The sequence below is a fragment of the Gammaproteobacteria bacterium genome (assembly GCA_019911805.1).
Lineage (GTDB): Bacteria > Pseudomonadota > Gammaproteobacteria > Thiohalobacterales > Thiohalobacteraceae > JAHJQQ01.
The window spans coordinates 36410-61318 of the sequence record JAIOJV010000074.1 but is presented as its reverse complement, the minus strand read 5'-3'; the positions used below and the strand labels follow the sequence as shown (position 1 = coordinate 61318).

The 24909-nt window shown below is 65.9% G+C and carries 22 protein-coding genes; 9 read left to right on the top strand and 13 right to left on the bottom strand.

Translation table 11 applies throughout. The features are described 5' to 3' along the window. Positions 1 to 101 precede the first annotated feature (101 nt). The 4 genes from hypD to hypC all read right to left on the bottom strand — a co-directional run bounded on the left by hypD (position 102) and on the right by hypC (position 3251). A complete protein-coding gene (gene hypD, locus K8I04_08080; GenBank protein MBZ0071669.1) occupies positions 102 to 1214 on the bottom strand; it encodes a hydrogenase formation protein HypD in 1113 nt (370 codons plus the stop codon). A gap of 366 nt (positions 1215 to 1580) precedes the next feature. Next, positions 1581 to 2423, bottom strand: coding sequence for a hydrogenase nickel incorporation protein HypB (hypB, locus tag K8I04_08075; protein ID MBZ0071668.1), 843 nt, complete (start codon positions 2421 to 2423; stop codon positions 1581 to 1583). A 227-nt stretch (positions 2424 to 2650) separates the two neighbouring features. Then, positions 2651 to 3019 (bottom strand): hydrogenase maturation nickel metallochaperone HypA, encoded by a 369-nt coding sequence (locus K8I04_08070; protein ID MBZ0071667.1) that lies wholly within the window; start codon positions 3017 to 3019, stop codon positions 2651 to 2653. Then, on the bottom strand, positions 3012 to 3251 hold the full coding sequence (gene hypC / locus K8I04_08065) for a HypC/HybG/HupF family hydrogenase formation chaperone (protein ID MBZ0071666.1): 240 nt from the start codon (positions 3249 to 3251) through the stop codon (positions 3012 to 3014). The genes K8I04_08070 and hypC overlap by 8 nt, the downstream gene beginning before the upstream one ends. 302 nt (positions 3252 to 3553) lie before the next feature. Here hypC and K8I04_08060 point away from each other — a divergent pair, with 302 nt between their 5' ends. From K8I04_08060 to K8I04_08025, 8 genes are all read left to right on the top strand, one after another. Beyond that, entirely contained in the window at positions 3554 to 4087 is a 534-nt protein-coding gene (locus K8I04_08060) for a HyaD/HybD family hydrogenase maturation endopeptidase (protein ID MBZ0071665.1), read from the top strand. Next, positions 4084 to 4506, top strand: a complete 423-nt coding sequence (locus K8I04_08055; GenBank protein MBZ0071664.1) for a hydrogenase expression/formation protein — start codon at positions 4084 to 4086, stop codon at positions 4504 to 4506. The genes K8I04_08060 and K8I04_08055 overlap by 4 nt, the downstream gene beginning before the upstream one ends. A 63-nt stretch (positions 4507 to 4569) precedes the next feature. Next, positions 4570 to 5664, top strand: a complete 1095-nt coding sequence (locus K8I04_08050) for a hydrogenase small subunit (GenBank protein MBZ0071663.1) — start codon at positions 4570 to 4572, stop codon at positions 5662 to 5664. 1 nt (position 5665) lies between these two features. After that, a complete protein-coding gene (locus tag K8I04_08045) occupies positions 5666 to 6325 on the top strand; it encodes a hypothetical protein (GenBank protein ID MBZ0071662.1) in 660 nt (219 codons plus the stop codon). Beyond that, complete coding sequence (locus K8I04_08040; GenBank protein MBZ0071661.1) at positions 6322 to 7581, top strand: (Fe-S)-binding protein; 1260 nt, start codon at positions 6322 to 6324, stop codon at positions 7579 to 7581. The genes K8I04_08045 and K8I04_08040 overlap by 4 nt, the downstream gene beginning before the upstream one ends. Positions 7582 to 7758: 177 nt before the next feature. Next, a complete protein-coding gene (locus tag K8I04_08035) occupies positions 7759 to 9537 on the top strand; it encodes a nickel-dependent hydrogenase large subunit (GenBank protein MBZ0071660.1) in 1779 nt (592 codons plus the stop codon). A gap of 342 nt (positions 9538 to 9879) precedes the next feature. Beyond that, entirely contained in the window at positions 9880 to 10464 is a 585-nt protein-coding gene (locus K8I04_08030) for a HupE/UreJ family protein (protein MBZ0071659.1), read from the top strand. Positions 10465 to 10501: 37 nt separating this feature from the next. Continuing rightward, positions 10502 to 10975, top strand: coding sequence for an LEA type 2 family protein (locus K8I04_08025; GenBank protein MBZ0071658.1), 474 nt, complete (start codon positions 10502 to 10504; stop codon positions 10973 to 10975). Positions 10976 to 11028: 53 nt separating this feature from the next. Here K8I04_08025 and K8I04_08020 read toward each other — a convergent pair whose 3' ends face one another. The 3 genes from K8I04_08020 to hypF all read right to left on the bottom strand — a co-directional run bounded on the left by K8I04_08020 (position 11029) and on the right by hypF (position 16810). Then, positions 11029 to 12657 (bottom strand): AAA family ATPase, encoded by a 1629-nt coding sequence (locus tag K8I04_08020; protein MBZ0071657.1) that lies wholly within the window; start codon positions 12655 to 12657, stop codon positions 11029 to 11031. Positions 12658 to 12908: 251 nt separating this feature from the next. Further along, positions 12909 to 13913: a hydrogenase expression/formation protein HypE gene (gene hypE, locus K8I04_08015; GenBank protein MBZ0071656.1), complete on the bottom strand. Its 1005-nt coding sequence runs from the start codon at positions 13911 to 13913 to the stop codon at positions 12909 to 12911. A 425-nt stretch (positions 13914 to 14338) separates the two neighbouring features. Continuing rightward, the gene (hypF, locus tag K8I04_08010) at positions 14339 to 16810 is read right to left on the bottom strand and encodes a carbamoyltransferase HypF (protein MBZ0071655.1); all 2472 of its coding nucleotides are present in this window, start codon (positions 16808 to 16810) and stop codon (positions 14339 to 14341) included. A 25-nt stretch (positions 16811 to 16835) separates the two neighbouring features. Between hypF and K8I04_08005 the strand changes: the two genes are divergently transcribed. Then, positions 16836 to 18395, top strand: coding sequence for a class I SAM-dependent methyltransferase (locus tag K8I04_08005; protein ID MBZ0071654.1), 1560 nt, complete (start codon positions 16836 to 16838; stop codon positions 18393 to 18395). A gap of 729 nt (positions 18396 to 19124) precedes the next feature. On the opposite strand, the gene K8I04_08000 is transcribed toward K8I04_08005, so the two are convergent. The 6 genes from K8I04_08000 to K8I04_07975 all read right to left on the bottom strand — a co-directional run bounded on the left by K8I04_08000 (position 19125) and on the right by K8I04_07975 (position 24607). Continuing rightward, a complete protein-coding gene (locus tag K8I04_08000; protein ID MBZ0071653.1) occupies positions 19125 to 20381 on the bottom strand; it encodes a TRAP transporter large permease subunit in 1257 nt (418 codons plus the stop codon). Next, positions 20378 to 20884 (bottom strand): TRAP transporter small permease, encoded by a 507-nt coding sequence (locus K8I04_07995; protein ID MBZ0071652.1) that lies wholly within the window; start codon positions 20882 to 20884, stop codon positions 20378 to 20380. The genes K8I04_08000 and K8I04_07995 overlap by 4 nt, the downstream gene beginning before the upstream one ends. Then, a complete protein-coding gene (dctP, locus tag K8I04_07990) occupies positions 20874 to 21953 on the bottom strand; it encodes a TRAP transporter substrate-binding protein DctP (GenBank protein ID MBZ0071651.1) in 1080 nt (359 codons plus the stop codon). Before dctP ends, K8I04_07995 begins: the two co-directional genes overlap by 11 nt. Then, on the bottom strand, positions 21953 to 22846 hold the full coding sequence (locus K8I04_07985) for a TRAP transporter TatT component family protein (protein MBZ0071650.1): 894 nt from the start codon (positions 22844 to 22846) through the stop codon (positions 21953 to 21955). The genes dctP and K8I04_07985 overlap by 1 nt, the downstream gene beginning before the upstream one ends. A 278-nt stretch (positions 22847 to 23124) precedes the next feature. After that, positions 23125 to 24252 carry a succinyl-diaminopimelate desuccinylase gene (dapE, locus tag K8I04_07980; GenBank protein MBZ0071649.1) on the bottom strand — a complete coding sequence of 376 codons (1128 nt, stop codon included), beginning with the start codon at positions 24250 to 24252 and terminating at the stop codon, positions 23125 to 23127. Positions 24253 to 24256: 4 nt separating this feature from the next. Continuing rightward, positions 24257 to 24607: an ArsC family reductase gene (locus tag K8I04_07975; protein ID MBZ0071648.1), complete on the bottom strand. Its 351-nt coding sequence runs from the start codon at positions 24605 to 24607 to the stop codon at positions 24257 to 24259. Positions 24608 to 24909 lie beyond the last annotated feature (302 nt).

Here is a 24909-nt window from a genome sequence, read left to right as displayed (position 1 = left end):
CGGATGGCCTTTTAGCCATAAGATCCTTCTGCGTTTTTCCGTGTTTTTCCGTGGCCATAAAGGGTTTTGCTCCTCACGCCTCACGCCTCACGCCTCACGCCTCACGCCTCACTCCTCACCGCCCCCGCCTCGCGCACGCCGCTGCTCCACCAGATCCGGCAGGCGCCTTCGTCGGATACCATGCAGGGGCCGATGGGGTGGCGGGGATGGCAGGCGCGGCCGTAGAGTGTGCACTCGTTGGGATAGATGCGTCCCAGCACCACGCGGGCGCAGTCGCAGCCCGGTGGCATCTCACCGGCGCGTCGGCGCGCGGCGTCGGTGTAGTCGGGGAAGCGCGCGCGGATATCGTGATGCGTGTAGGCGTCCTGCAGCGCATAGCCGGAATCCGGGATGATCCCGACGCCGCGCCAGTTGCTATCGACCACCTTCAAGGTCTGGGCGAGCAGGCGGCGGGCAGCAGGATTACCGCCGGGGCGCACCAGCTCCGGGTAGCAGTTATCCAGGAACGGCTGTCCTTCCAGGCGTTGGCGCAGTACCGAATACATTGCGGCCAGCAGCGACTCCGGGGTGAAGCCGGCCACGGCCGCGGGGATGCCGTGGTCGCGCACCACGAACTCCCACTCCTCGGGCCCCATGACGGTGCTCACGTGGCCGGGTGCGATCAGGCAGTCGAAGCCCGGCGTCTCCGAATCCAGCAGCATTGCCACCGCCGGCCAGGTGAGGCGCCCGGACAGCAGCAGGCTGAGATTATGCGGCATGCCCTCGGCGAGCATGCCGGCCACCGGCGCGGTGGTGGTCTCGAAGCCGGCGGCGAAGAACACCACCTCACGCTCGGGATGCTCCCGGGCGATGCGCACGGCCTCGGTGGGCGAGGCGATGGCGCGTACGTCGGCGCCGGCGGCCTTGGCCTGTTCCAGCGAGCGCGCGTCCTTCTTCGGCACGTTCACCGGCACCCGCAGCATGTCGCCGAAGGCGACCAGGATGACGTTCTCGTGCAGGGCGAGCTGGATCGCCTGGTAGACGTCCTCCTCGGGGCAGACGCACACCGGGCAGCCGGGGCCGGGGATCAGTTCGACCTGGGAGGGCAGGGCGCCGCGCAGGCCGGCCAGGGTAATGGAGCGCTCGTGTCCGCCACAGACATTCATGATGCGGACCGTGCGCTCCAGCGGCAGGGCATGGATGCGCTCGAGCCAGGTCGTCGCGGATGTGCTCATGGCGGTATCTCCAAGCCGTAGGTTCAGTTCCAAGGGCTGCTATGGCCACGGACTCCATGCAAGCTACACGTGGAGAATACGTTCCAGGGCACTGCGATCTCACACCTTACTACCGTAAAATCGCTGCTTGCAGCCACGGAAGCACACGGAAAAACACGGACCGGATCACAGGCTTCACACTACCGCCCACGGCATCTGTCCTGTGCCGGGACAGGGCGGCGTGACGCGGTTTCATTTCAGTGCCTTCCGTGTGCTTCCGTGGCAAACAAGGTGTTCGGGTGTATGGGACAACAAGGGTTTCAGAACCTTGTCGTGGCGTCCGTGGCCATCCATCGCCCCGTCCGGCGCCACACCACCGCCCGTCCTTCACGGCAGCCGCACGAAGCGGTGCGGTGCCGCGGCATGCCGCGCCTGCCCCTCGGGCTGCATCGCCGGGCGCAGGGTCTCGTGGCGCTCGATGCGTTCGCGCTGGGCCACGAGTTCGGCGCGCAGCCAGTCCAGCCAGGCATCCAGACCCTGGCCGCGGCGCGCCGACAACTGCAGCACCGGGGCGGGATTGGCGAGATTGCGCAGATGCCGTTCGGCACGTGCCGGCTCGAAGTCGTCGAGCACCGCCAGCAGATCGGCCTTGGTCAGCAGCATCAGGTCGGCGGCGCGGAACATCACCGGGTATTTGGCCGGCTTGTCGTCACCCTCCGTGACCGACAGCAGGGTGACGTTGCGATGATGGCCCAGGTCGAAGCTGGCCGGACACACCAGGTTGCCGACGTTCTCGATGAACAGTACATCGATGGCATCCAGGTCCAGCTGGTGCACGGCCGCGTGCACCATGTGGGCGTCGAGGTGGCAGGCGGTGCCGGTGGTGATCTGCACGGCCGGCACGCCCTGCGCGCGGATGCGTTCGGCGTCGTTTTCGGTCTCGAGGTCGCCCTCGATGACGGCGATGCGCAGTTCATGGCCCAGCGCCGCAATGGTCGCCTCGAGCAGTGCCGTCTTGCCGGAGCCGGGCGAGGACATCAGATTGATGGCGAGCACGCCATGACGGTCGAAATGCCCGCGGTTGTGCGCCGCCTGCCGGTCATTCTCACTCAGCAGACCCCTGAGCACGGTCAGTGCCGAGCGGCCGTCGGTGGTCCTGGCAAGCGCACCGTCGTTTTGCACCAGATGTTGGTTGCCGGGAGTGATGTTGCAGCCGCAGGTATCGCACATGCTGTCGCTCTCCTCGAAAAGGCTTGGGTGCCGGAGGCCGCCGGGTGCAGGCATCGTCCCGGACAATGGCCACGGAAACACACGGAGCAACACGGAAACCGTTCACTATGCAAGCGTAGGCTCATGCACCACGGTCTGGTTCGTGGGCTTTATGCAATGAGCTTTTTCCCGTGTTCTTCCGTGGCCAGATAGTGGTCAGGTACGCGTCATCTGGTGCCGAGTCCTTTTCAGTGCAGCGTCCCGGGTGTCGCTTCCGTCTCGAGCTCGACGCTGGCCAGCAGCAGTTCGTCGCCGCTGATCAGGCGCGTGCGGTAATCGCCGCAGGCACCGCACAGCAGGCGGTTGGCAGCTGCAGCGGAATCGGCGCCGCAGGTCTCGCAGTGGACGCGGACCGGCAATGTCTCCAGGACCAGCGTCGCATCCGCCGCCGGCGAGCCGGCGCTGGCGACCGGGTAGGCGTGGCGCAACAGCTCGGGTTCCACTCCCGACAGCGGACCGATCTGTACCACCACCCGGATGATGCGGGCAGCACGCTGCTCACGGGCGAGTTCCTGCAGCTGTCCCACCAGCGCCTGACAGATGGACAGCTCATGCATCGGTGCCACCGCTCGGTGCCAGCATCTCATCGTAGAGCTCCCAGGCGGAGCGCGCCTCCTGTGCGGACATCTTCTGGATGGCGTAGCCGACGTGCACCATGACGAAGTCGCCGCACGCCACGGGCTCGCCCTGCAGCAGGAAGAGATTCACGTCGCGGCTCACGCCCTTCGCCTCGCAGCGGGCGACGAAGCCGTCGATGGTGCAGACCTGCATGGGGATGCCAAGACACATGTGAAGTTCCTTGCCGGCCACGGCCGGCGTCCGCTCTGCCCGCGATGCCCGGAATGATCGGGTGCATCCCGCCTGACGACATTGCAGCGCGTCGCGCTGCCAATGTCCAGCCCCGATCGCGCGCCGGCTGCACTCGTACATGATCCAGATCAGGTCGGCCCGTTGCCGCATGCGATGACATTATGCATGCTGGACTCCATGCGACCCGCAGAGGAGGCACCCTCTGCGGGCCCGGCCGTGCCGACCGATGTATTCGAACATTAGCATCTCTTGATGCAAGTCATGTGCAGCTTGTTGACCGCATGGCAAAGCCGGCGATACTGGATAGCAACAGGAACACTGCTGCTGTCGCGAGGGATACCGTGAGTGGGAAGGTGCTGGTGCTGGGGCTGGGCAACACGCTGTTGAGCGACGAGGGCGTCGGCGTGCACGTGATCCGCTATCTGCAGGCGCGGTCGCCCGCGGCGGCCGGCATCGAATACATGGACGGCGGCACCCTCAGCTTCGATCTCACTGTCCCCATCGAATCCGCCGACGCCCTGATCGTGGTCGACGCCGCCGAGCTGGGCGCCGCACCCGGCACGGTACGCTGCTACCGCGACGCGGCCATGGACACCTTCGTCGGCGGCAACCGCAAGCGCAGCGTCCACGAGGTCAGCCTGCTCGATCTGCTCGCCATCGCCTGCCTCTCCGACCATCTGCCGCAACGCCGTGCGTTGGTCGGTATCCAGCCGCAGCGTGTCGACTGGGGCGAGGCCCCGAGCACCGTCGTGGCCGAGGCCATCCCGATCGCCGGCCGTCAGGTGCTGGATATCCTCGCCGAGTGGCGCGCATGAGCGGGCTGGACGACATCGGCGTCCGTATCGAGACTGGTCCCGGCAGCGTGTATCCGGAGAGCGGCAATGGCCGCGCCCTGCTGAGTGAGCTGGAGACCGCCCTGCAGGCGTTGCTCAAGACCGGCCGCGAACACAGCATCGATCTGCGCAGCCTGCCGCTGCTCCCCGGTGAGCTCGAGTATTTGCGGGAGACGCTGGGCCAGGGCGAGGTACGCGCCGAACTCGACGCGCTCGGCCATAGCGAGGTGCGGGAGACGGCGATCCGCGGTGTCTGGTGGGTCATGCACTGGAACACGCTGGACGAGGTGATGGCCGAGTTCCTGGAGGTGAGTTTCTGTCCGGATATCCTCCGCGCCCAGCGCGACGATGTCCGTGACAGCCTGGAGGCGCTGAATGCGCGCCTGGCGGACGGTGTGTAACGCCGTATGGGGCAGGGGCCGGCGTGACAGCACCGGCCCGGTGTGACGAGCAAGGAGAACATCATGAGCCGACGTCCAACCGTCGCCGAACAGCTGGCCAGACAGGGTGTCAGCCGGCGGGCATTCCTGAAATTCTGCGCCGCCGCCGCCTCACTCATGGCGCTGCCCCCGGGTATGGCGCCGGCGATCGCCGCGGCGCTGGGCAAGCGCACCCGACCAGCGGTGATCTGGCTGTCGTTCCAGGAGTGCACCGGCTGCACCGAATCGCTGACGCGCTCGCATTCACCCACCGTCGAGAACCTGATCTTCGATCTCATCTCGCTCGATTATCATCACACCCTGCAGGCCGCCGCCGGCGAGGCCGCCGAACGCGCACGGGAACAGGCCATGGCCGAGCCCGGCTACCTGGTCCTCGTCGACGGATCCATTCCGACCCGGGACGGTGGCATCCACTCGACCATCGCCGGCATCACCAACCTGCAGATGTTGAAGGACACGGTGGAGAATGCCGCGGCGGTGGTCTCGGTCGGCACCTGCGCGGCCTTCGGCGGTATCCCCAAGGCCGCCCCCGACCCGACCGGCGCACTGGGCGTGCAGGCGCTGATGGAGCGGGGCCTGATCGCACGCAAGCCGCTGATCAATGTCTCCGGCTGTCCACCCATCCCGGTGGTGATCACCGGTGTGCTGGCGCACTATCTGACCTTCGGCGAGATCCCTGCGCTCGACCGGCACGGCCGGCCGCTGATGTTTTTCGGTGAAACCATCCACGACCGCTGCTACCGCCGGCCGTTCTACGACCAGGGCAAATTCGCCAAGACCTTCGACGACGAGGGTGCACGCAAGGGCTGGTGTCTGTTTGAGCTCGGCTGCAAGGGGCCAACGACCTACAACGCCTGCGCGACCAAGAAATGGAACCAGGGCACCAGCTTCCCGATCGAATCCGGTCACGGCTGCATCGGCTGTTCCGAGCCGGATTTCTGGGATGCCGGCAGCTTTTACCAGGCGCTGTCCATGCCCGCCGACCCGCTCACCTATGTGGCGGGCGCGGCGGTGGCCGGGGTCGCCGTCGGCGCCGCGGTGGCGGTCGCCAACCGTGCCAAGAAGGGCGCGGCCAGGGCGCAGCACAAGACGACCACCCTCGCGGATCTGGAGAAATGACATGCATGCGCTGCAATTTCTGACCTGGGTCCGCGGGCCGGGACTGAATCTCGCCATCGGCATCTTTCTCCTGGGCGTGGTCTGGCGCCTGCTGGAGATCTACAGCCTCGGCCGCAAACCGGATCTGTCCGTAGCACGGTCGGTCGCCGGGGCCTCGGGTCTGCACACGGTGTTGCGCCGGTCATTGCCGCCGCCCGGCATGCTGAAGCGCTCGCCCCTTAGCTATATCGGCGGCTACATCTTCCATATCGGTCTGGCCGTCATCGTGTTCCTGTTCGCGCCGCACATCCTGCTGATCGAGGACCTCACCGGGCTGTCCTGGCCGGCACTGCCGTCCCCATTGATCGATCTGGTGACGGTGGTGACCCTGGCAGCCATGCTGCTGGTGCTGGTGGATCGGCTCGCCAAGCCGGTCAAGCGCTACCTGTCCACCTTCCAGGACTACTTCAGCTGGGCAGTGACCTTCCTGCCGGTGCTGACCGGCTACCTGGCGGTCAAGCACCTGTGGCTGCCATACACCAACCTGCTGGCGCTGCACATCCTCAGCGTCGAGATCCTGCTGGTGGCGCTGCCGTTCACCAAGCTGTTCCATACCTTCACCCTGTTCGGCTCGCGCTGGTACAACGGCCGGGTCAACGCCCACAAAGGGGTGCCCGTATGAGCGCCTCCCTGGAAAGGGGTGTCAGCGTCCTGAAAGAGATGATCGACGCGCCCATCGCCAGCTACTTCGAGAGTTGTGTGCACTGCGGCCTGTGTGCCGAGGCCTGCCTGTTCTACACCGAGACCGGCGATCCGAAATACACACCCATCCACAAGCTCGAACCGCTGCGCCGCATCTACCAGCAGGAGTACACGCTGCTGGGCCGTCTGGGCAAGGCACTCGGCCTGTCCAAACCTGTTACCGACGCCGAGTTGGAGGAGTGGAAGGAACTGGTCTACGACAGTTGCACGCTGTGTGCCCGCTGCTCTCTGGTCTGTCCGGTCGGCAACGACATCGTCTACATGGTGCGCAAGTTCCGGGAAGGTATGGCGGTATCCGGACACGCACCTGCCGGCATGATCAGCGCCACCACCCGGGCCGTGGAGATCGGCAGCCCGATGGGCGTGCGCCTGCCGGCGCTGCAGGCACAGATGAAGCACATCCAGGCGGACACCGGTATCGAGATCCCCATGGATGCGCAGGGCGCCGAATACATGGTGCTGCTGTCCTCGATGGAGATCATGAGCTTCCCCGAGTACCTGGGCGCCATCGCCAAGATCATGCAGCAGGCGGGCAAGACCTGGACCCTGTGCTCGACCGCCTTCGAGGCCACCAATTCAGGTATTCAGATCGGCAGCTCGGATATCGCCAGGCTGATCGTCGCGCGCATCGTCGACGGAGCGGAGCGCCTCGGCGTCAAGACGGTGATCAGCCCCGAGTGCGGTCACGCCTACACGGCCCTGCGCTGGGACGGTGCCAACCTGATCGGCCGGCCGTTCCAGTTCAAGGTCCTGCACATCCTGGAGGTGCTGGACGAATTCCGTATCCAGGGCCTGCTCAAGACCGAAGGCTTCGAGACCGCGCGCACAACCTTCCACGACCCCTGTCAGCTGGTGCGTCGCGGTGGCGTCATCGATCCTCCACGCCACCTCATGCAGATGGTGACCCGGGAGTTCGTCGAGATGGACGACCCCGGCAAGTACAACTGGTGCTGTGGCGGCGGCGGCGGTGTCAGCGCCATCGAGGAGGCCGAAGACCTGCGGCTGGAGGCCTTCAAGATCAAGAAGCGGCAACTGGAGAAGACCGGCGCCAAGACCGTGGTGACTGCCTGCGCCAACTGCCGCATCCTCCTGGAGGAGGGCTTGGAACACTATCAGATGGACATCCCGGTCGTCGGCCTCACGGAGATGATCGCCGAACACCTGGCTGGGAAATGATCACCGTGATGGAGAGTGTCCTGGCAGGCATCCCGGATGGCCACGCAAGCACACGGCATGCAGAACGAAATCGGAGTTTTTCCGCCTCTTCATAGGTGCTTCCGCGACGATCGCGTGCTTCATCGGACAGCGGTGCAAACGATCCGGACAAGCGTTTCCTGATACAAGGATAAGACCATGAGTACTTCACAACGCGTTGTCGTCGATCCCGTCACCCGCATCGAGGGCCACCTGCGCATCGAGGCGGAGACCGATGCCGAGGGCCGCATCACCCGGGCGTCCAGTGCCGGTACCATGGTGCGCGGCATCGAGATCATCCTGCGCGGCCGCGATCCGCGTGACGCCTGGGCCTTCGCCCAGCGCATCTGCGGCGTGTGCACCCTGGTGCACGGCATCGCCTCGGTGCGCGCCGTGGAGAATGCCCTGCAGTACACCATCCCGCCGAACGCCCAGCTGATCCGCAACCTCATGATCGGTGCGCAGTTCGCGATCGATCATGTCATGCACTTCTATCATCTGCATGCGCTCGACTGGGTGGACGTGGTGTCGGCACTGAAGGCCGATCCCAAGGCGACCTCGGCGCTGGCACAGTCGCTCAGTCCCTATCCGAAATCGTCGCCAGGCTATTTCGCCGACGTGCAGAAGAAACTCAAGACCTTCATCGAATCCGGGCAGCTCGGCATCTTCAGCAACGGCTACTGGGGTCACCCGGCCTACAAACTGCCGCCCGAGGCGAACCTGATGGCCGTGGCGCACTATCTCGATGCACTCGCCTGGCAGCGCGATGTCGCGCGCCTGCATACCATCTTCGGTGGCAAGAATCCGCACCCGAATTTCGTCGTCGGCGGCGCGCCCACGGCCATCAGCGGCATGGACCCTCAGGGTGGCGGCCGTGGCAAGGGCCCGCACTATCGCGGCGGCCTGGGAGCGACGGCGGTGAACATGACCGGTCTGCAACGCGTCAAGGAGATCATCGATGCGATGCGCACCTTCATCGACCAGGTCTACGTACCGGACACGCTCGCCATCGCCTCGTTCTACAAGGACTGGGCAACACAGGGCGAGGGTGTCGGCAATTTCCTCACCTATGGCGATTTTCCCGAGCAGGGCATGGGCGACCCGAGTACCTTCCTGGTACCGGCCGGCGTGATCGTCGGCCGTGACCTGTCCAATATCCAGGAGATCGATCTGAATGCGGAAGATCAGATCGAGGAGTACGTCGCCCACGCCTGGTATACATACAAGGACGGCAAGGCGGCCGGTCTGCATCCGTTCAAGGGGGAGACCGAGTTCGAGTACACCGGCCCCGAGCCGCCCTACGAGCACCTCGACACCGACGGCAGCTATTCCTGGATCAAATCACCGCGCTGGCGCGGCAAGGCGGTCGAGGTCGGGCCGCTGGCACGGGTGCTGATGCTGTACGCCAACGGCCACGCGCAGACACGCGAGTTGGTGGACTCGACCCTGCGTACGCTGGACCTGCCGGTGCAGGCGCTCTATTCCACGCTCGGTCGCACCGCGGCCCGTGCCCTGGAGACCAAGATCATCGTCGACGCCATGGGCACCTGGTATAGCAATCTGATGGCCAACATCAAGGCCGGCGACGTGCGCACCTTCAACGAACAGAAATGGGATCCATCCACCTGGCCCAGACTCGCCAAAGGCGTCGGCTTCATGGAGGCCCCACGCGGTGCGTTGGCCCACTGGGTGGTCATCAAGGATGGCCTGATCGACAACTACCAGACGGTGGTGCCGAGTACCTGGAACGCCGGCCCACGTGACGCCCAGGGTCAGGACGGCCCCTACGAGGCGGCACTCGCCGGCCACCAGCTGTACGACCCCAAGCAGCCCATCGAGATCCTGCGCACCATCCACAGCTTCGACCCCTGCATCGCCTGCGCCGTGCACGTGACCGACCCGGAGGGCGAGGAACTCATCAAGGTGAAGGTGCGGTGAGTGAGGCGTGAGGCGTGAGGCGTGAGGAGAAAAACCAATCTAGCCACGGAAGCACACGGAACAACACGGAAAAATGTGGAAGGATCTTATGGCTAAAAGGCCATCCGCAGTATGGCACGGGCACCGGACTGATGACGCCGTGTGCGATCGGCCTTTGGCCGCGCGTGGTTTGTCGGGGGCAACATACTGCAGGACGTGTGCTGCTTCAGGCGGCCCCACCCACGTGAGGGGTGTTACTTGTAGAATTGTTCCGTGTTGTTCCGTGTGCTTCCGTAGCCAAAAAAGGGTTCGGGTTTTTCTCCTCACGCCTCACTCCTCACTCACCCAACCGGAGACTGAATCATGCGAAAGATCTACACCCTACTGACGCTGCCGGGACTGATGCTGCTGGCGCCGGTGGCGGGCGCGCACACCCTGGGTGTCGAGGGCGCGGGGTTCGCGGCCGGTGTCGCCCACCCCCTGGTCGGACTGGATCACCTGCTCGCACTGCTGGGTGCCGGTCTGTGGGCGGGCTGGTTGGGCGCACGCGCGCGGTACCTGCTGCCGGGCGGGTTCCTCGCCGGCATGCTCGGCGGGGTACTGCTCGCCTGGGGTGGTGTCGGCCTGCCCGGGGTCGAACCCATGATCGTGCTGTCGGTGCTGTTGTTCGGCCTGCTGGCGGCCTCGGCCGCACGGCCCTCGGTCGGGCTCGCCAGCGTGCTGCTGTGTGTGTTCGCGCTGTTCCACGGGCAGGCACACGGTACGGAATTGCCACAGACTGCCGACCCGCTTGCGTACGTGCTGGGCCTGCTGCTCGCCTCCGCGGCGGTGCAGCTGGCTGCGGCCCGCCTCGCTGACGGTGTGCGCGGTGGACGTTTCTCCACGGTCGTGCGGGTGGCCGGTGGCGCCGTGGCGGCGCTGGGTGGCGGTTGGTTGATCGGTGGCTGACGGTGATCGTCATGCCCACCGCAACCCGGGCCTCAGCATGAAGCGCCGTCACCTGCTGCTCATCCTCAGCGCACTCCCGCTCGCCAGCTGCGTCGGCCTCGGACTGCGCGAACCGCTGCAGGTATCGGTCGCCGGCATGGAGCCGCTGCCGGGCGAGGGGATGGAGGCACGCTTCGTCCTCAAGCTGCGCGTGCAGAACCCCAATGAAACGCCGCTGGACTTCGATGGCGTGGCGGTCGATCTGGAACTGGGCGGCAAGGATTTCGCCAGCGGGGTCAGCGACCAGCGTGGCCATGTGCCGCGCTACGGTGAGACACTGATCGCCGTGCCCGTCACCGTCCCGGCGACGGCCATCCTCCGTCAGATCTTCGGTATCGCCACCGCCGGCAAGCCGCCCGCCAAGCTCGACTACCGCCTGCGTGGCCACCTCGGTGGTATCGGTCTGGGTGCTGGGCGCTTCGAGTCGGAGGGTGAGCTGTCGCTGCCGCTGGAGCCACGCCGCGACGACTAGGAGTCTGTTGTCAGGGCGTGCTGTGAAATACCGTCAGAAAAATCCCGAGTCGCTCAGCCGCGCGCCATGATCGCGCGCGCCAGCGTATCGAAATCGATGGGTCCGGTGGTGTCGATGACGATACGGTGGCGCTGTTCATCGAGGGTCAGCGGTTCGGCGCTGGCCAGCTGATGGTCGAGTACGGCCAGGGTCGCCTCGGAGGCGTCACGCTCGTCGCGGTGGCGGCGGGTGATGCGTTCGCGCAGCACGGCCTCGGGGGCCTGCACGTCGAGCAGCACCCAGGGGACGCCGGCGACGGCGGCGAAGCGCTGCAGCGGCGCGCGCTGGCTGCGCAGCAGGCAGGTTGCGTCGATGATCGCCGGGAAGCCGGCATCGAGAATCGGATAGGCCAGCGCCTGCAGGCGCTGATAGGTCTTGCGGGTGATCCCGGGGCTGTAGGCGCCGCTGGCGATACCGCTGTCGGTGGCCTCTTCCGGCGCCATGCCCAGCAGGCGGCGACGTTCGACGTCGGAACGGATGCGGATGGCACCCAGGGCCTCGACCAGTTGCCGCGCCAGCCAGCTCTTGCCGGAGCCCGACAGTCCGTGCATCAGGATCAGCGGGGCGGGTGCCGGGTTGGCGCAGTAGCTGGCCGCGCGGTCCAGATAGCCCGCGAATGTGGCCAGTTCCTGCGCCCGGTGGCCCGGGTCCCCCGCGTGCTGATGCGCGGCGATGGCGGCGACCTTGGCACGCACCAGCGCACGATAGACGAGGTAGTAGCGGAACAGGTTCAGCGACTGGTAATCGTTGGCAGCTTCCAGATAGTTGTTCAGAAAGCGCCGCGCCAGGGCCCGGTGGCCGCGATGATCGAGATCCATATAGACGAAGGCGATTTCGCTCAGGGGATCGATCCAGCGCAGATCCGCGGAAAACTCCAGCGCATCGAACAGCACCACACGGTCGTCGATCAGGGCCATATTGGCCAGGTGCATGTCACCGTGACACTCCCGGATCCAGCCCTCGCGGCGGCGCAGTTCCAGATCCTCACGGATTTCCTCGCCGGCCGTCATGCTCCAGACATGCAACGGCGGCAGGCGCAGGAGCAGCTCCCGATCGTCACAGTGGGCCTGGATCTGCTTGAAATTCTCGATGACGCGTGCCTCGATGCCCGCCGGCGTGCCGAAGGGACCGTCGGCGGCGGCCACCGCCGCACGGCGGTGAAAGGCCGCGACGTCGGTCGCCAGCTGATCGATGTGGTTTTCGCCGAGCCCGCCGCGGTCGGAGACGAGGTCCAGGCGGGCATCCACGGCGAACTGGCGCATGCGCACGGCGTATTCGATGGCGGGGCCCTCTCCGTCCAGGACCGGGTGCTCCGGGGTGCCGGTGATGGCGACCACGGCCTCGTACAGTTCCGGGGCGAGACGCCGGTTGAGGCGCAGTTCTTCGTGACAGTAGAAGCGCCGCTTCTCCAGGGTGCTGAAGTCCAGGAAGCCCAGGTCGACCGGCTTCTTGAACTTGTAGGCATAGGTGCCGGTCAGCAGGACGAAGGAGATGTGGGTCTCCAGGAGCGTAAAGCCGTCCACGGGATGCGGGAAGCCGTCCGGCCGCTGCAGGGCGGCGAGCAGGCGCGGGAGGGCGGGGCCTGCGACCGGCTGCCCGTGGCCCTTCGATGTGTCTGGCCTGCGCTGATCGGTCGTACCCAAACAAGTGTCCTCTACAGGCCCGGGCGTCGTGACGCAGACGCGATTGCATCGCTACGGTCCCGCCGATGCTGCGCACATGGTAAGCGGCCCCCTATCCATCACATTGATGCCGATCAATAAAGACGGTGTTGATCACGGTCTTTCTGACGGTGTGCGGACGGGTGCAGGATGTTTTGACGTGCAGCGTGTCATTTGTCTGGATTGACCGCCGGGCACGCACGCGCCGCCGGCACGGGCAGCCCAGGAGCTGGTCAGCAGATGCGCGGCAGGGGGTCGTCTTCGAGTTCGTCGAGGATGCGCTGGCCGCCGAGTTCCGTATGCAGCACCACCTGTCGAACGCCCGTCTCGATGCGCCCGATGACCTGTGCCTGCTCGCCACCCGGAAGTCGCCGCAGCATCTGGGCCGCGGCCTCGGCCTGGTCGGCGGAGATGACCGCCACCACGCGACCTTCGCAGGCGAGGAACAGGGGATCGTAGCCGAGCATGTCGCAGACGGACTGTACCGGGTCGCGGATCGGGATCTGCCGCGCCTGCAGGTGCAGGCCCATGCCGGTGGCGTGCTGGATTTCGTGGCACACCGTGGCCAGGCCGCCGCGGGTCGGGTCGCGCATGAAGCGCAGGCCAGAGAACTCCAGCAGCGCGCGTGTCAGCGGCAGCACGCTGGCGGCGTCCGAGCGCAGGTCGCCGCGCAGGCCGAACTGCTCGCGTGCCAGCATCACCGCAATGCCGTGATCGCCGACCGGTCCGCTGACCAGGATCGCGTCGCCGTCGCGGATCTGGTTCAGTCCCAGCAGCGGCCCGGGCAGGCGCGTGCCGATGCCGGTGGTGGCCAGATACAGTCCGCCACCCTCACCGCGGCGCACGACCTTGGTATCGCCGGCGGCCACGCGCACACCGAGCTCCTGCGCCGCGCGCGCCAGGCTGGCGACGACGCGGTCCAGCACCGCGATCTCCAGGCCTTCCTCGATGAAGGCGTTGAGGCTGAGATAGCGCGGCACCGCCCCGGCCACCGCCAGGTCGTTGGTGGTACCGTGCACCGCCAGTGAGCCGATATCGCCGCCAGGAAACTCCAATGGCTGCACCGTGAAACCATCGGTGGTGAACAGCAGTTCGCGCGCCTCCAGTGTCAGCGTTACCGCATCCGCCTGGGTGTCCAGCGACGGATTGCCGAGGTGCCGTGCAAAGACACCCTCGATCAGCTCGCGCATGTAGCGTCCACCGTTGCCGTGGGCGAGGGCGATGTGGGTATCGGTCAGCGGTGTGGACATGCGGTGCTCCGGTTCTGGGCTGCTGGATTCATGTATCAAGAGCTTCCGACACGAAGGTGCCGAAGGTACGCGAAGGAAAATATGAGGCGGAGATCACGACGGTCCCATAAACCCAAAAGCCGCATTTGCCACGGAAGCACACGGAAAAACACGGACAAGGCCACAGGCTTCACACAATCGCCCACGCCACCGACCAGGCGCTGGGACAGGGCTTCGCTCGCAATGACGGTACGACGAATTAATCAGAGATTCCTCAGTGTTATTCCGTGTGCTTCCGTGGCAAATGAGTTTTTCAGGGTAATAGCTATGGGATGGCAGTGGGTGAAGATATGAATTTTCTTTCTTGCCGCCAACAGGAAAATTTTTCTTTTCATATTCTCTCATGGGTATCTTTGTGCGCCTTAGCATCGACATCATTGCGCGTCGACAGACAGCACCTCCATCACCTGCCCGAAGCTGATGCCGGCGTCGTTGCAGGGGATGCGGCCGGGCAACTCTACCCGAAAACCGGCCGTGTGGAGTTCGGCGCAGGTGAGTTCGGCCAGCAGGGCGTTCTGAAACACGCCGCCGGTCAGGCCGACCCGGGTGAAGGCGTGTTCCCGGGCGAGCCGTTCGGCCTGGCGGCGGATAGCACGTGCCAGGCTCGCGTGGAAGTCTGCGGCGCGCTGCGCGACGGGCCGGACCGGGTCGCGCAGGCGGGCGAGCAGCGGTGCCCAGTCGGTCTGCCACAGACCATCGTCCGTCCGTTCCAGCGGCACTTCGATGGCCGCGCCGTCCACGCCGGTGGCGAGCGCCTCCAGGTACATGGGACCCTGGCCCTCGAAGCTGCCGCGCTGCAGGATGCCGGTCAGGCTCGCGGCGGCGTCGAACAGGCGCCCCGCGGCGCTGCTTGGCGGTGCGTTGAGACCCCGCTCCCAGGCCCGGTGCAGCAGTTCACCGTCGGCGTACGGGGGCTGAAAGGGCGTATCGGTTTCCCAACACACGGCCGCGGCGCTGCGCCAGGGTTCGCGTCCGGCCTGGTCGCCGCCCGGCAGGCGGAACGGCCGCAGCCGCGCCACACGGTGCCAGTCACCCGGACGACCGTGCAGCGTCTCGCCGCCCCAGAGCGTGCCGTCTGCGCCATAGCCCGTGCCGTCCCAGGTGAACATCAGCCAGCCCGTGTCAGGATCACCCGCGGTTTCGAACTCGCCGGCGAGCGCCGAAGCGTGGGCATGGTGATGCCAGACCGGAGTACAGGGAAGCGCCTGCGCCTGCGCCCAGCGTGTCGTGGTGTAACCAGGATGGGCATCGTGGACGATGCGCGCGGCCTGGATGCCGTAGAGGCGCTGCAGGTCGGCGGCCACCTGTTCGAAGACGGCCAGGCCGCGCGGCGTGCCCAGGTCACCGATGTGCGGCGAGAGCACCGCACGCTCGTCCCAGGCCAGACAGACGGTCAGTTTGAGATGACCACCCACGGCCAGTACCGGCTCCGCGAGTGTGCGCGGCAGTTGCAGCTCCAGCGGCGCGCAGCCGCGTCCCAGGCGCACGGGCCGCGGTCGGCCGGCGATGCGGCGGAACACCGGATCATCGGCGGGCCGCACGATCGGCCGGTCGTGGTGCAGGAAGGCAGCGGCGACCTGGGCAAGACGCGCCTGTGCCTCGGTGTTGTCGGTGAGCACCGGCTCGCCACTGAGATTGCCCGAGGTCATCACCAGTGGCGCCGCGAAGGCGCGGCACAACAGGTGCTGCAGCGGCGCGTAGGGCAGCAGTACACCGATCTCGTTGAGCTGCGGCGCGATGTCGGCGACGAGTGCGCAGCCGGCGCGTTTGCGCACCAGCACGATCGGCCGCATCGGACTGCACAGCAGCTCGCGTTCGTCGGGGTGTAATTCGACACAATGTTCCAGCGCATCGAGATCCGGAAACATCACCGCCAGGGGCTTCGCCGGCCGCGGTTTGCGCGCCCGCAACGTCGCGACCGCCGCCGCGTTACCGGCATCGCAGACCAGGTGGTAGCCGCCCACGCCCTTAATGGCGACGGTGCGTCCGGCACGCAACGCGGCCAGCGTCGCGTCCAGCGCCGCGGCATTGCCTTGCAGGGTTCCGGCAGCGCCGTTGAAGCTCAGCCGCGGGCCGCACGCGGGACAGGCGCTGGGTTCGGCATGGAAGCGACGGTCGAGCGGATCGTGGTATTCGCGCGCGCAGTCGGGACAGAGCGGGAAACCGGCCATGCTCGTGTTGGGGCGGTCGTAGGGCAGACGCTCGATCAGCGTGTAGCGTGGCCCGCACTGGGTGCAGTTGGTGAACGGATAGCGGAAGCGACGGTCTTCGGGGTCATCGACCTCACGCAGACAGTCGGCACAGGCGAAGTAATCCGGTGGGACATGGATGTGCGGCCTTGCGGTCGCGGCGCTCGCGTGGATTGCAAAGCCGCTCAGACCGCAGGGCTCGGCCACGGCCACTGTGGCGATGCGCGGCTGCGCGAGCGGTGGTGCCTGCGTGATCAGCGCCGCGGCGAAACGATCCAGCAGTTCGGCGCGCGCCTCGGCGAAGATCTCCACCTCACCGAGGCGATTACGGACCCAACCGCTCACGCCCAGGGCCTGTGCGAGCCGATAGACGAACGGCCGGAAACCCACGCCCTGCACCCGACCGGTGAGTGTCCACCGGCGTGCCGCGAGCGCAGACCGCTGATCGGGCGGGTCGGTGGGCGATTGCAGCCTGGTGGGCACGCACGGCTCCGGGGGTGGGACACGTATCCATAGTACTGGAATCGCGCATCCTTGCGCACGAATGCAGTGGCCCGTATCGATGGCCGTCGGGAACGGATGGCCGCCGGCCGGCGGGTGCGGGGAGAAGGCCCGTAGGGCCGGCGGTACGCGACGGGTGTGGTATCGTCCGGCCATCGCAAGACAGGACGGTTCGGGTGACATGTCCGACAGCTACGACGACATCCCCTATCAGAGTATCCCCTTCACCGACACGCAGCCGGAGAATCTCGCCGTGCTGGGGCGGTTGTTCGGGCTGGACACGCCCGATCCGGCGCGTGCGCGGGTGCTGGAACTCGGCTGTGCCAGCGGTGGCAATCTGCTACCGCTGGCGTTTTATCTGCCGGGAGGGCGTTACCTCGGCATCGAACTGTCGGCGCGGCAGGTGGAGGACGGCCGGCAACTGATTGCGGCACTGGGGCTCGACAACATCCGCATCGAGCAGGGCGATATCCTCGAACTGGATGGCACCCTTGGTGAGTTCGACTACATCATCACCCACGGCGTGTATTCCTGGGTACCGCCGGAGGTGCAGGCGCGCATCCTGGACATCTGTGCACGACACCTGGCACCGCACGGTATCGCCTATATCAGCTACAACACCTGGCCCGGCTGGCATATGCGCGGCATGCTGCGGGAGATGCTGCTGCGGTATACGCAGGCTGCGGCCTCGCCCGGCGAGCGCCTGGCGCGTGCCCAGAAGTTACTGCAGGAGTTTCCCGCCGCGCTGGCGCACACTGACGCCTTGCCCGCGCAGTATCTTCAGAATGAAATCCGCCGTCTGCAGGAGGCCCATCCGAGCTATCTGTATCACGAGTATCTGGAGCGCTGTAATCAGCCGCAGTACGTCAGCGAGTTCATTGCGGCGGTTGAGGGTCAAGGCCTGCAGTATGTCTGCGACGCCGATCTCAAGAGCATGTTTCCCTCCGTGCTGGGTCCGGTCGCAGAGCAGTGGCTGGAGCAATTCGATGAGTTGGCGGAACAGGAACAGTACGTCGATTTTCTGGTCAACCGGTCGTTCCGGCAATCGCTGCTGTGCCGTGCCGACGCGCCGCTGCAGCGCGAGATTGAGCTGGAGACGCTGGAGCACCACGCATTCTTCGCGGATCTGCGGCCGCCGGCGCAGTCCGATCTGTGCAGCGATCGAGCGCAGGCATTCACGACCGTGGACGACAAGCCGGTCGAGGTGAGTCATCCGCTCGCCAAGGCCGCACTGCTGGAACTGGAGGGGTGTTATCCGGATGCGCTCACGTACGCAGCCCTGTTCGCCCGGGCGGCGGCCCGGGTGCGGGCGGCGGGCAACACCGCGGCGGCGGACGATACCAACGGCCTGCTGACCGAGCTGTTCCTGCTGTTCGCCCATCAGGCGGTCGGCATGACACCGCTGCAGCGGTGTTTTCACAAAACCCCCGCGGCACGGCCACAGGCACACCGGCTGGCACGCGCCCAGGCTGCCGCCGGACTGGCCCATGTCGCGACGGCACGCCATTCCAGCCTCCTGCTGGACCCGTTCTCGACCCGGTTGCTGGACTACCTCGACGGTACGCGCGACATCACCCAGCTCGCCCGTCAGCTCACGGCTGACATCCGTCAGGCGCGCCTGATGCTGCCAGACCTCAAACCAGCGACACCGAAACAACTGCAGACCCAGGTGCGCGCCAACATCGAGCGCTGCCTGCGGCTGTTCGCGCGGCAGGGGGTGTTGGAGGGGAGTGAGGCGTGAGGCGTAAAAGACAAACCCTTTTTAGCCACGGAAACACACGGAACAACACGGAAAAAATAGTAATGTAAAAGCCCAGTGCTCAAGCTGAGCGATCACTGGGTGGGGTTTGTCGATTGAATTCTGCCGTGGATCAATGGAGTCAGGCCCCATGATCTCGGCAGACCGGTAGGGTGCGTCGAGGCGCAGCCTGACGCACCGGGTTCCACGCCACGGTGCGTCGCTGGCGCCGACGCACCCTACACGCCCGATTCCTCGCAGGCGCGGAACGAGCCGGGAGTCTGCCAAGGGGACACATGAAACAACACTGAAAAATACCTAAGGTATCTGACTTTATTCATCCCGGTGAAGGTGCCTGGACCCGCAGGGTGAGGTACCCATAATGAAGCGCGCAGGGCTTCTATGGGCGCAGCGACGCGGCACCAGCGAGCTTGCGAGCGCAGAACACCCGCAGGGCGGCCCCGCAGGGGTGAGCGCAGCGAATAATCTCCAAGCTGTTGATCTACCGTAGGAGGAGATTGCTTCGCTCGCAATGACGGCACGATGAATTAATCAGAGGTCCCTTGGTGTCTGTATGGCCCCGGCCCGTGCCGCCGGTTGCCGGCCCTGACATGTGTTACGCCGGGTTTTCACAATGAATTTTTTCCGTGTTGTTCCGTGTATTTCCGTGGCTAAAAAGGGTTTGTCTTTTACGCCTTACGCCTCACGCCTCACGCCTCACTCACCCACCCCTCACTCCCACCACAGACTCAGCCACGGCACATAGGTGACGATCAGCAGCCATAACAGCATGATGCCGAGGAAGGGCAGGGCGGCGATGAACAGCGACAGGCATGGCTTGCCGAAGCGCTGGCTGGCGATGAACAGGTTGATCCCAACCGGCGGTGTGCAATAGCCGAGCTCCAGATTGGCCAGCAGGATGATGCCCAGATGCACGGGGTTGACACCGTACTGCAAGGCCAGGGGCAGGATCAGCGGGGTCAGCACGATGATGGCCGAGAAGATATCCATCACCGCGCCGACCAGCAGCAGGAAGAGGTTCAGCAGCAGCAGGAATTGCAGCGGGCTGTCGATGTTGCTGCGCATCCAGTCGAGCAGGCGCATGGGCAGCTGGGCGTCGATGAGGAGATTGGTCAGCCCCATGGCAATACCCAGGATGATGAGGATGCTGCCGATCAGCACGCTGGTCTCGCGCAGCACTTCCGGCATCTGCCGTAACGTGAGGCTGCGGTGGATGACGATCTCCAGCAACAGCACGTACGCCGCGGTGCCGGCGGCCGCCTCGCCCACCGTGACATAGCCGCCGAAGATGCCCCACACGACACCGACGGGCAACAGCAGATCCCACAGGCCCTCGCGCACGGCGCTGCGCAGCACCGCCAGCTCGAAGGCCTGGCAGGGGATGACATGGCGGATGCCGATCATGATGCAGAACAATCCCACCAGGACGAGCAGCAGCAGCCCCGGCAGCGCACCGGCCAGAAACAGGTCGTCGATGTTCACGCCGGCAACGATGCCGTAGAGCAGTACCGCCAGGCTGGGCGGGAACAGCAGGCCGATCGAACCCGATGAGGTCAGCAGACCCAGGCTGAAGCGCTCACGGTAGCCGACGGCGAGCAGCATGGGGAACAGCAGCCCGCCGAGCGCGAGGATGGTCACGCCCGAGGCGCCGGAAAAGGCCGTGAAGAAGGCGCTCGCCAGCAGCGCGACGACGGCGATGCCGCCCGGGACCCAACCGATCAGTGCGTTGAACAGCCGGACCAGGCGCTGGGGTGCGCCACCGGCCGCGAGGATCACGCCGGCGAAGGTGAACAGCGGAATGGCGGTCAGGTTGGGCGAGGCCGCCAGACGGTGCAGCTCGATGATGAGTACGGCCGGGTCGAGGCCGGTATCGTGCGCGGCCAGCAGCCCGCCGGCGCCGAGCGCGGTGAACAGTGGCAGGCCGAGCAGTGCGAGCAGGACGATGAGCAGGATCAGGACGGGTGTCATCGGGCGCTGCGTGGCGACGGGCCGAGCAGAAAGCCCAGCAGGAAATGGATGGCCAGCAGGCCGAAGCCGACCGGGATGACCAGGTTGAGCAGCACCTGCCAACGATCGTGCTGGGCAGCGTATTGCCAGGCATCCAGCCAGAAGCGCACCGCGGCATCGGTGAACAGGGCGCAGACCGCGGCGGCGACGAGTTGCAACGGCCGGTAGAAGCGGTCGAGCCGGCTGGTGTCGCACCAGGTCGAGACCACGTCGATGCGGATATGGCGGGCGGCGTCGGTGGCCAGCGCGGCGCCGAAGAACATGACGTACAGCACCAACTGCCGCGCGAGTGCGTCGACGGCCGGCAGGCCGGTATCGAAACCGTTGCGCGCGACCGTCTGGGCGAGCGTCAGCACCACCAGCAGCAGCAGACTCAGACCAGCGATGAGTGTCTCCAGGCCGGTCAGGCCGCGCCGCACGGCCTGGAGCAGGACGAGGAGGCCGCGCGGCACCTCAGTGCGCATGCGGTGCCGCGCCCGGGGCCTGGCCGACATCGTGTCCGGCATCGTGGCCGGCATCGTACCCGGCGGCCCGTCCGGCACGCAGCTGCTGCAACTGCTCCCAGGTGCGCTCGTAGAGCGCGCGTGGGATGTAGCCGTCGGCCGTCAGCTCGGTGGCGGCACGGTCGCGCAGGTCGGTCAGTTCCTGCCAGTTCACGGACCCCGGTGGCATCACTACCTGTACGCCTTCCTCCTTGAGCACCTCCAGGCTGCGGAGGTTGTCGGCCCGGGCGGTCTCGATGAGTTGCCGGCCGGTGGCCCGGCCGGTCTCCTCCAGCAGCGCCTGCAGGTCGGCGGGCAGGGTATCGAAGAAGCGGTTGGAGACGACCAATGCACCCATACCGTTGGCCATGGGGACATCGGTCCTGTAGGGCGTCTTGGTGAACCACTGCAGAGCGATGGCGGCCAGCGGTGTGGAGTAGACGGTGTCGATGAGGCCGGTGGACAGACTGGTGAACACATCGGTGATCGACAGCGGTACCGGTGCGAGCTTGCCGGCGCGGAACAGTGCCTCGCCGAGGGCGTCGCCCTGCCACAACCAGATGCGGCGCTGCTGCAGCTCATCGAAGGTTTCGATGGGGTACTGGGAAAAGAAATACACCGCGCCGACCTCCATCCAGCCCAGCAGCCGGTAGCCATGATCGCGGAAACCGCGTTCAAATTCCGGCGTGAAGGCCGCGCGCACGGCATCGACCTCGGCCGTGTTCTCGAACAGGAACGGCAGCTCCAGCACCCGTGCCGGCGAATACATCTGGCCGATGCCGTAGCCGGTGAAGGCGCCGCCGTGCAGCTGGCCAAAGCGCATCTTCTTGATGACGTCGGGTTCGTCGCCCTGCACGCCACCGGGATAGAACTTGAATTCCAGACGCCCCTGGCTGCGTACCTTCACCGTCCGGCCCCAGTCCTCCAGGAGGTTCATCCAGGTCGAACCGGGCGGGGCCAGCGTAGCGAACTTCAACGTGTATTCGGCCGCGCTCAGGTTCGAGGTCAGCAGTGCGAGACCGCACAGCAGTGCGATGCCCAGTCTGTGCATCAGAACCACTCCGATTCCTGGCGTAACAGCTGGCGGGCGCGCGCCTTGGCCACCTGATTGACGAGGGCCATTTCTGGGAAGAGGTCGTCCGGCGCGGCCAGCACCGCCGTGAGGCGGTCATGGAACCCCTGCCGGTCCAACAGCTGGCGGGCAAGGAACTCCGCCTGCAGGACATCCGCGATCAGCAGGCGTCCGTCGCTGGCGGCCCGCGCCCGGTCGAAATGGTGCGCGGCCTTCACGGGATCGCCACCGAGCATGGGCGCCCGGCCACCGAAATACACGCCGAAGAACAGGTGTGGTCCGCCGTAGTAATAGTTCTCGTCGAGTGCCAGCACGCGTCCCATGATGCTGGCCGCGCGCGTAAGCTGGGCGATACTGCGTGGGTCGGTGCGGTCGACGTCGGTACGTTTGGCCATGCAGGAGGCAGCCCAGAACAACGCCGGGACCTGACGCGCGCCGGCAGCTGCCAGGGCACTGCCCAGGGCAGCCTGCGGCGCCTCCTCGAGATCCGCCGCGAAGCCCTGGCGGTGCAGTGCGGCCTCGGCATGGTCCAGGCAGCGTGTGTAGAGGGTCGCCGCACGTGCCGGATCGTCCAGTTCGACGAAACTGTAGCTGTACCCGTAGAAACCCTGCGCCGCATACAGACGCAGCGTGACGTTACCGGGGTCCTCCAGGGCCATGCCTTCGAGCATCTTCAGCGTGGCGGGGATGGCGCTGCGTGCGAGCTCCAGATCGGTCTCGCGGTTCATCGCCTCCAGACCACCGTCCATCAGCGGCATGGCGCCGCGCACCACCAACTGGCCGGTGGTGCAGCCGCCGGCCAGCAGGGCCAGGGACAGCAGCACGGCTGCACGTCCCCAAAGGGTTTCATGCCCGGGGGGGGATGGTGTCATGCGCTCCTCCAGATGAAATCGCCGTCCCGTGTTGTATTATCCGCAACGGTTGAGAGTCACCTTAACGCATTTGTGGGACGATCCATAGCCAAGGAATCAGACTGATACATTTTCAATACGGAGACGCGGAGACGCGGAGATTGTCCGTGTTGAATCCTCACAGGATTTTCCCTGCACCTCGGTGTCGACTACGTTGATCAAACGGAGTTTCGCTGGGTGCCCGTCGGACTTGGGCTATCCCACCGGTGCAGTGGATCTGCCCCAAGTCCGACAGGTTCCTAGGCGAGCAGTTGTCGGAGCACGCCTTCGTATATTCGTGTGAGCCGCTCCAGTTCGTCCACGGCGACGCACTCGTTCACCTTGTGAATGGTCGCGTTCACGGGGCCGAGTTCGACCACCTGGGCACCGGTGGGGGCGATGAAGCGGCCATCGGAGGTGCCGCCGCTGGTGGACAGTTCCGTCTCCAGGCCGGTGACCGTGCGTATCGCGACGCGTACGGCGTCGACCAGGGCGCCGGCAGGGGTCAGGAAGGGCCCGCCGGAATGGAACCAATCGAGCCGATACTCGAGGCCATGCCGGTCGAGCAGGGTGTGCACGCGCTGCCTCAGGCTGGCCTCGCTGCTCGCGGTGGAATAACGGAAGTTGAACAGGACCTCCAGCGTGCCGGGGATGACGTTGGTCGCCCCGGTTCCCGCCTGGATATTGGATATCTGCAAGGTGGTTGGCGGGAAGAACTCGTTGCCATCGTCCCAGACCGCGGCCGCGAGTTCCGCGAGCGCCGGCAGGGCGCGGTGCACCGGGTTGTCGGCCAGCTGCGGATAGGCGACATGGCCCTGCACGCCGCGCACGCTCAGCGTGCCGGACAGTGAGCCGCGGCGGCCGTTCTTCACCACATCACCGGCCTGTTCGACGCTGGATGGCTCACCGACCAGGCACCAGTCGATCTTCTCGTTGCGTGCCTCCAGGGTCTCGATGACCTTGACCGTGCCCTCGGTGGCGCTACCTTCCTCGTCGCTGGTGATGAGAAACGCCAGTGTGCCACGATGATCGGGATGCTCGGCGAGAAAGCGTTCGCAGGCGGTGACCATGGCGGCGATGCTGCCCTTCATGTCAGCGGCACCACGGCCGTAGAGCAGCCCGGCGCGGACCTCCGGCCGGAAAGGCGGGGACGTCCAGGCGTTTTCCGGGCCGGGGGGCACCACGTCGGTGTGGCCGGCGAAGGCGAGCAGCGGGCCTGCCGTTCCGCGCCGCGCCCAGAGATTGGTCACCGCGCCAGAGTTCATGGGCTCCAGTGTGAAGCCGAGCGCAGCCAGGCGGGCGCCGATGAGCTGCTGGCAGCCCTGGTCGTCGGGGGTCACGGAGGGCCGTGCGATCAGCGCGCGGGCGAGTTCCAGGGTGGGGGACATGGGGTCAGCCTTTGAACAGGGTGTGATAACGGTCGGCGTCGAAACCGACCTCGAGGTGCCCGTCGACCTCCAGGACCGGGCGCTTGATCAGGGTCGGCTGTGCCAGCATCAGGGCCCGGGCGCTGCGGGCGTCGATCCCTGCGCGCTGCGCCGGCGGCAAGCGGCGCCAGGTGGTCCCTTTCCGGTTGAGCAGGATCTCCCAGCCGGCCTGTTCGGCCCAGGCGGCGAGAAGTGCGCTGTCGAGGCCGTCCCTGCGGAAATCGTGGAAGCGGTAGGCGATGCCTTGCCCGTCCAGCCAACGGCGTGCCCGCCGGACACTGTCGCAGTTGGAGATTCCATGAAGTTTTACCAGCATTTCATGCCCTTGCATCACTGCTGTCCCATAAACCAAAAATCGTATTTGCTACGGAAGCACACGGAAGGCACTGAAATGAAACCATGTCGCAGAAGTTCTGCCCCAGCACCTGGCGGGTGACATGGGCTGCCGTGTGAAGCATATGATCTTGTCCGTGTTTTTCCGTGTGCTTCCGTGGCTGAAGTCAGTGTTTTTAAAGTAAACGCTATGGGACTGTATTGTCCTTGCATATTTTTGTGGTCCACCGGGCCGCTAGTATCCCGTACCGGACGGTGGTGGAAAAGCCGTTGAATCTCAATAAA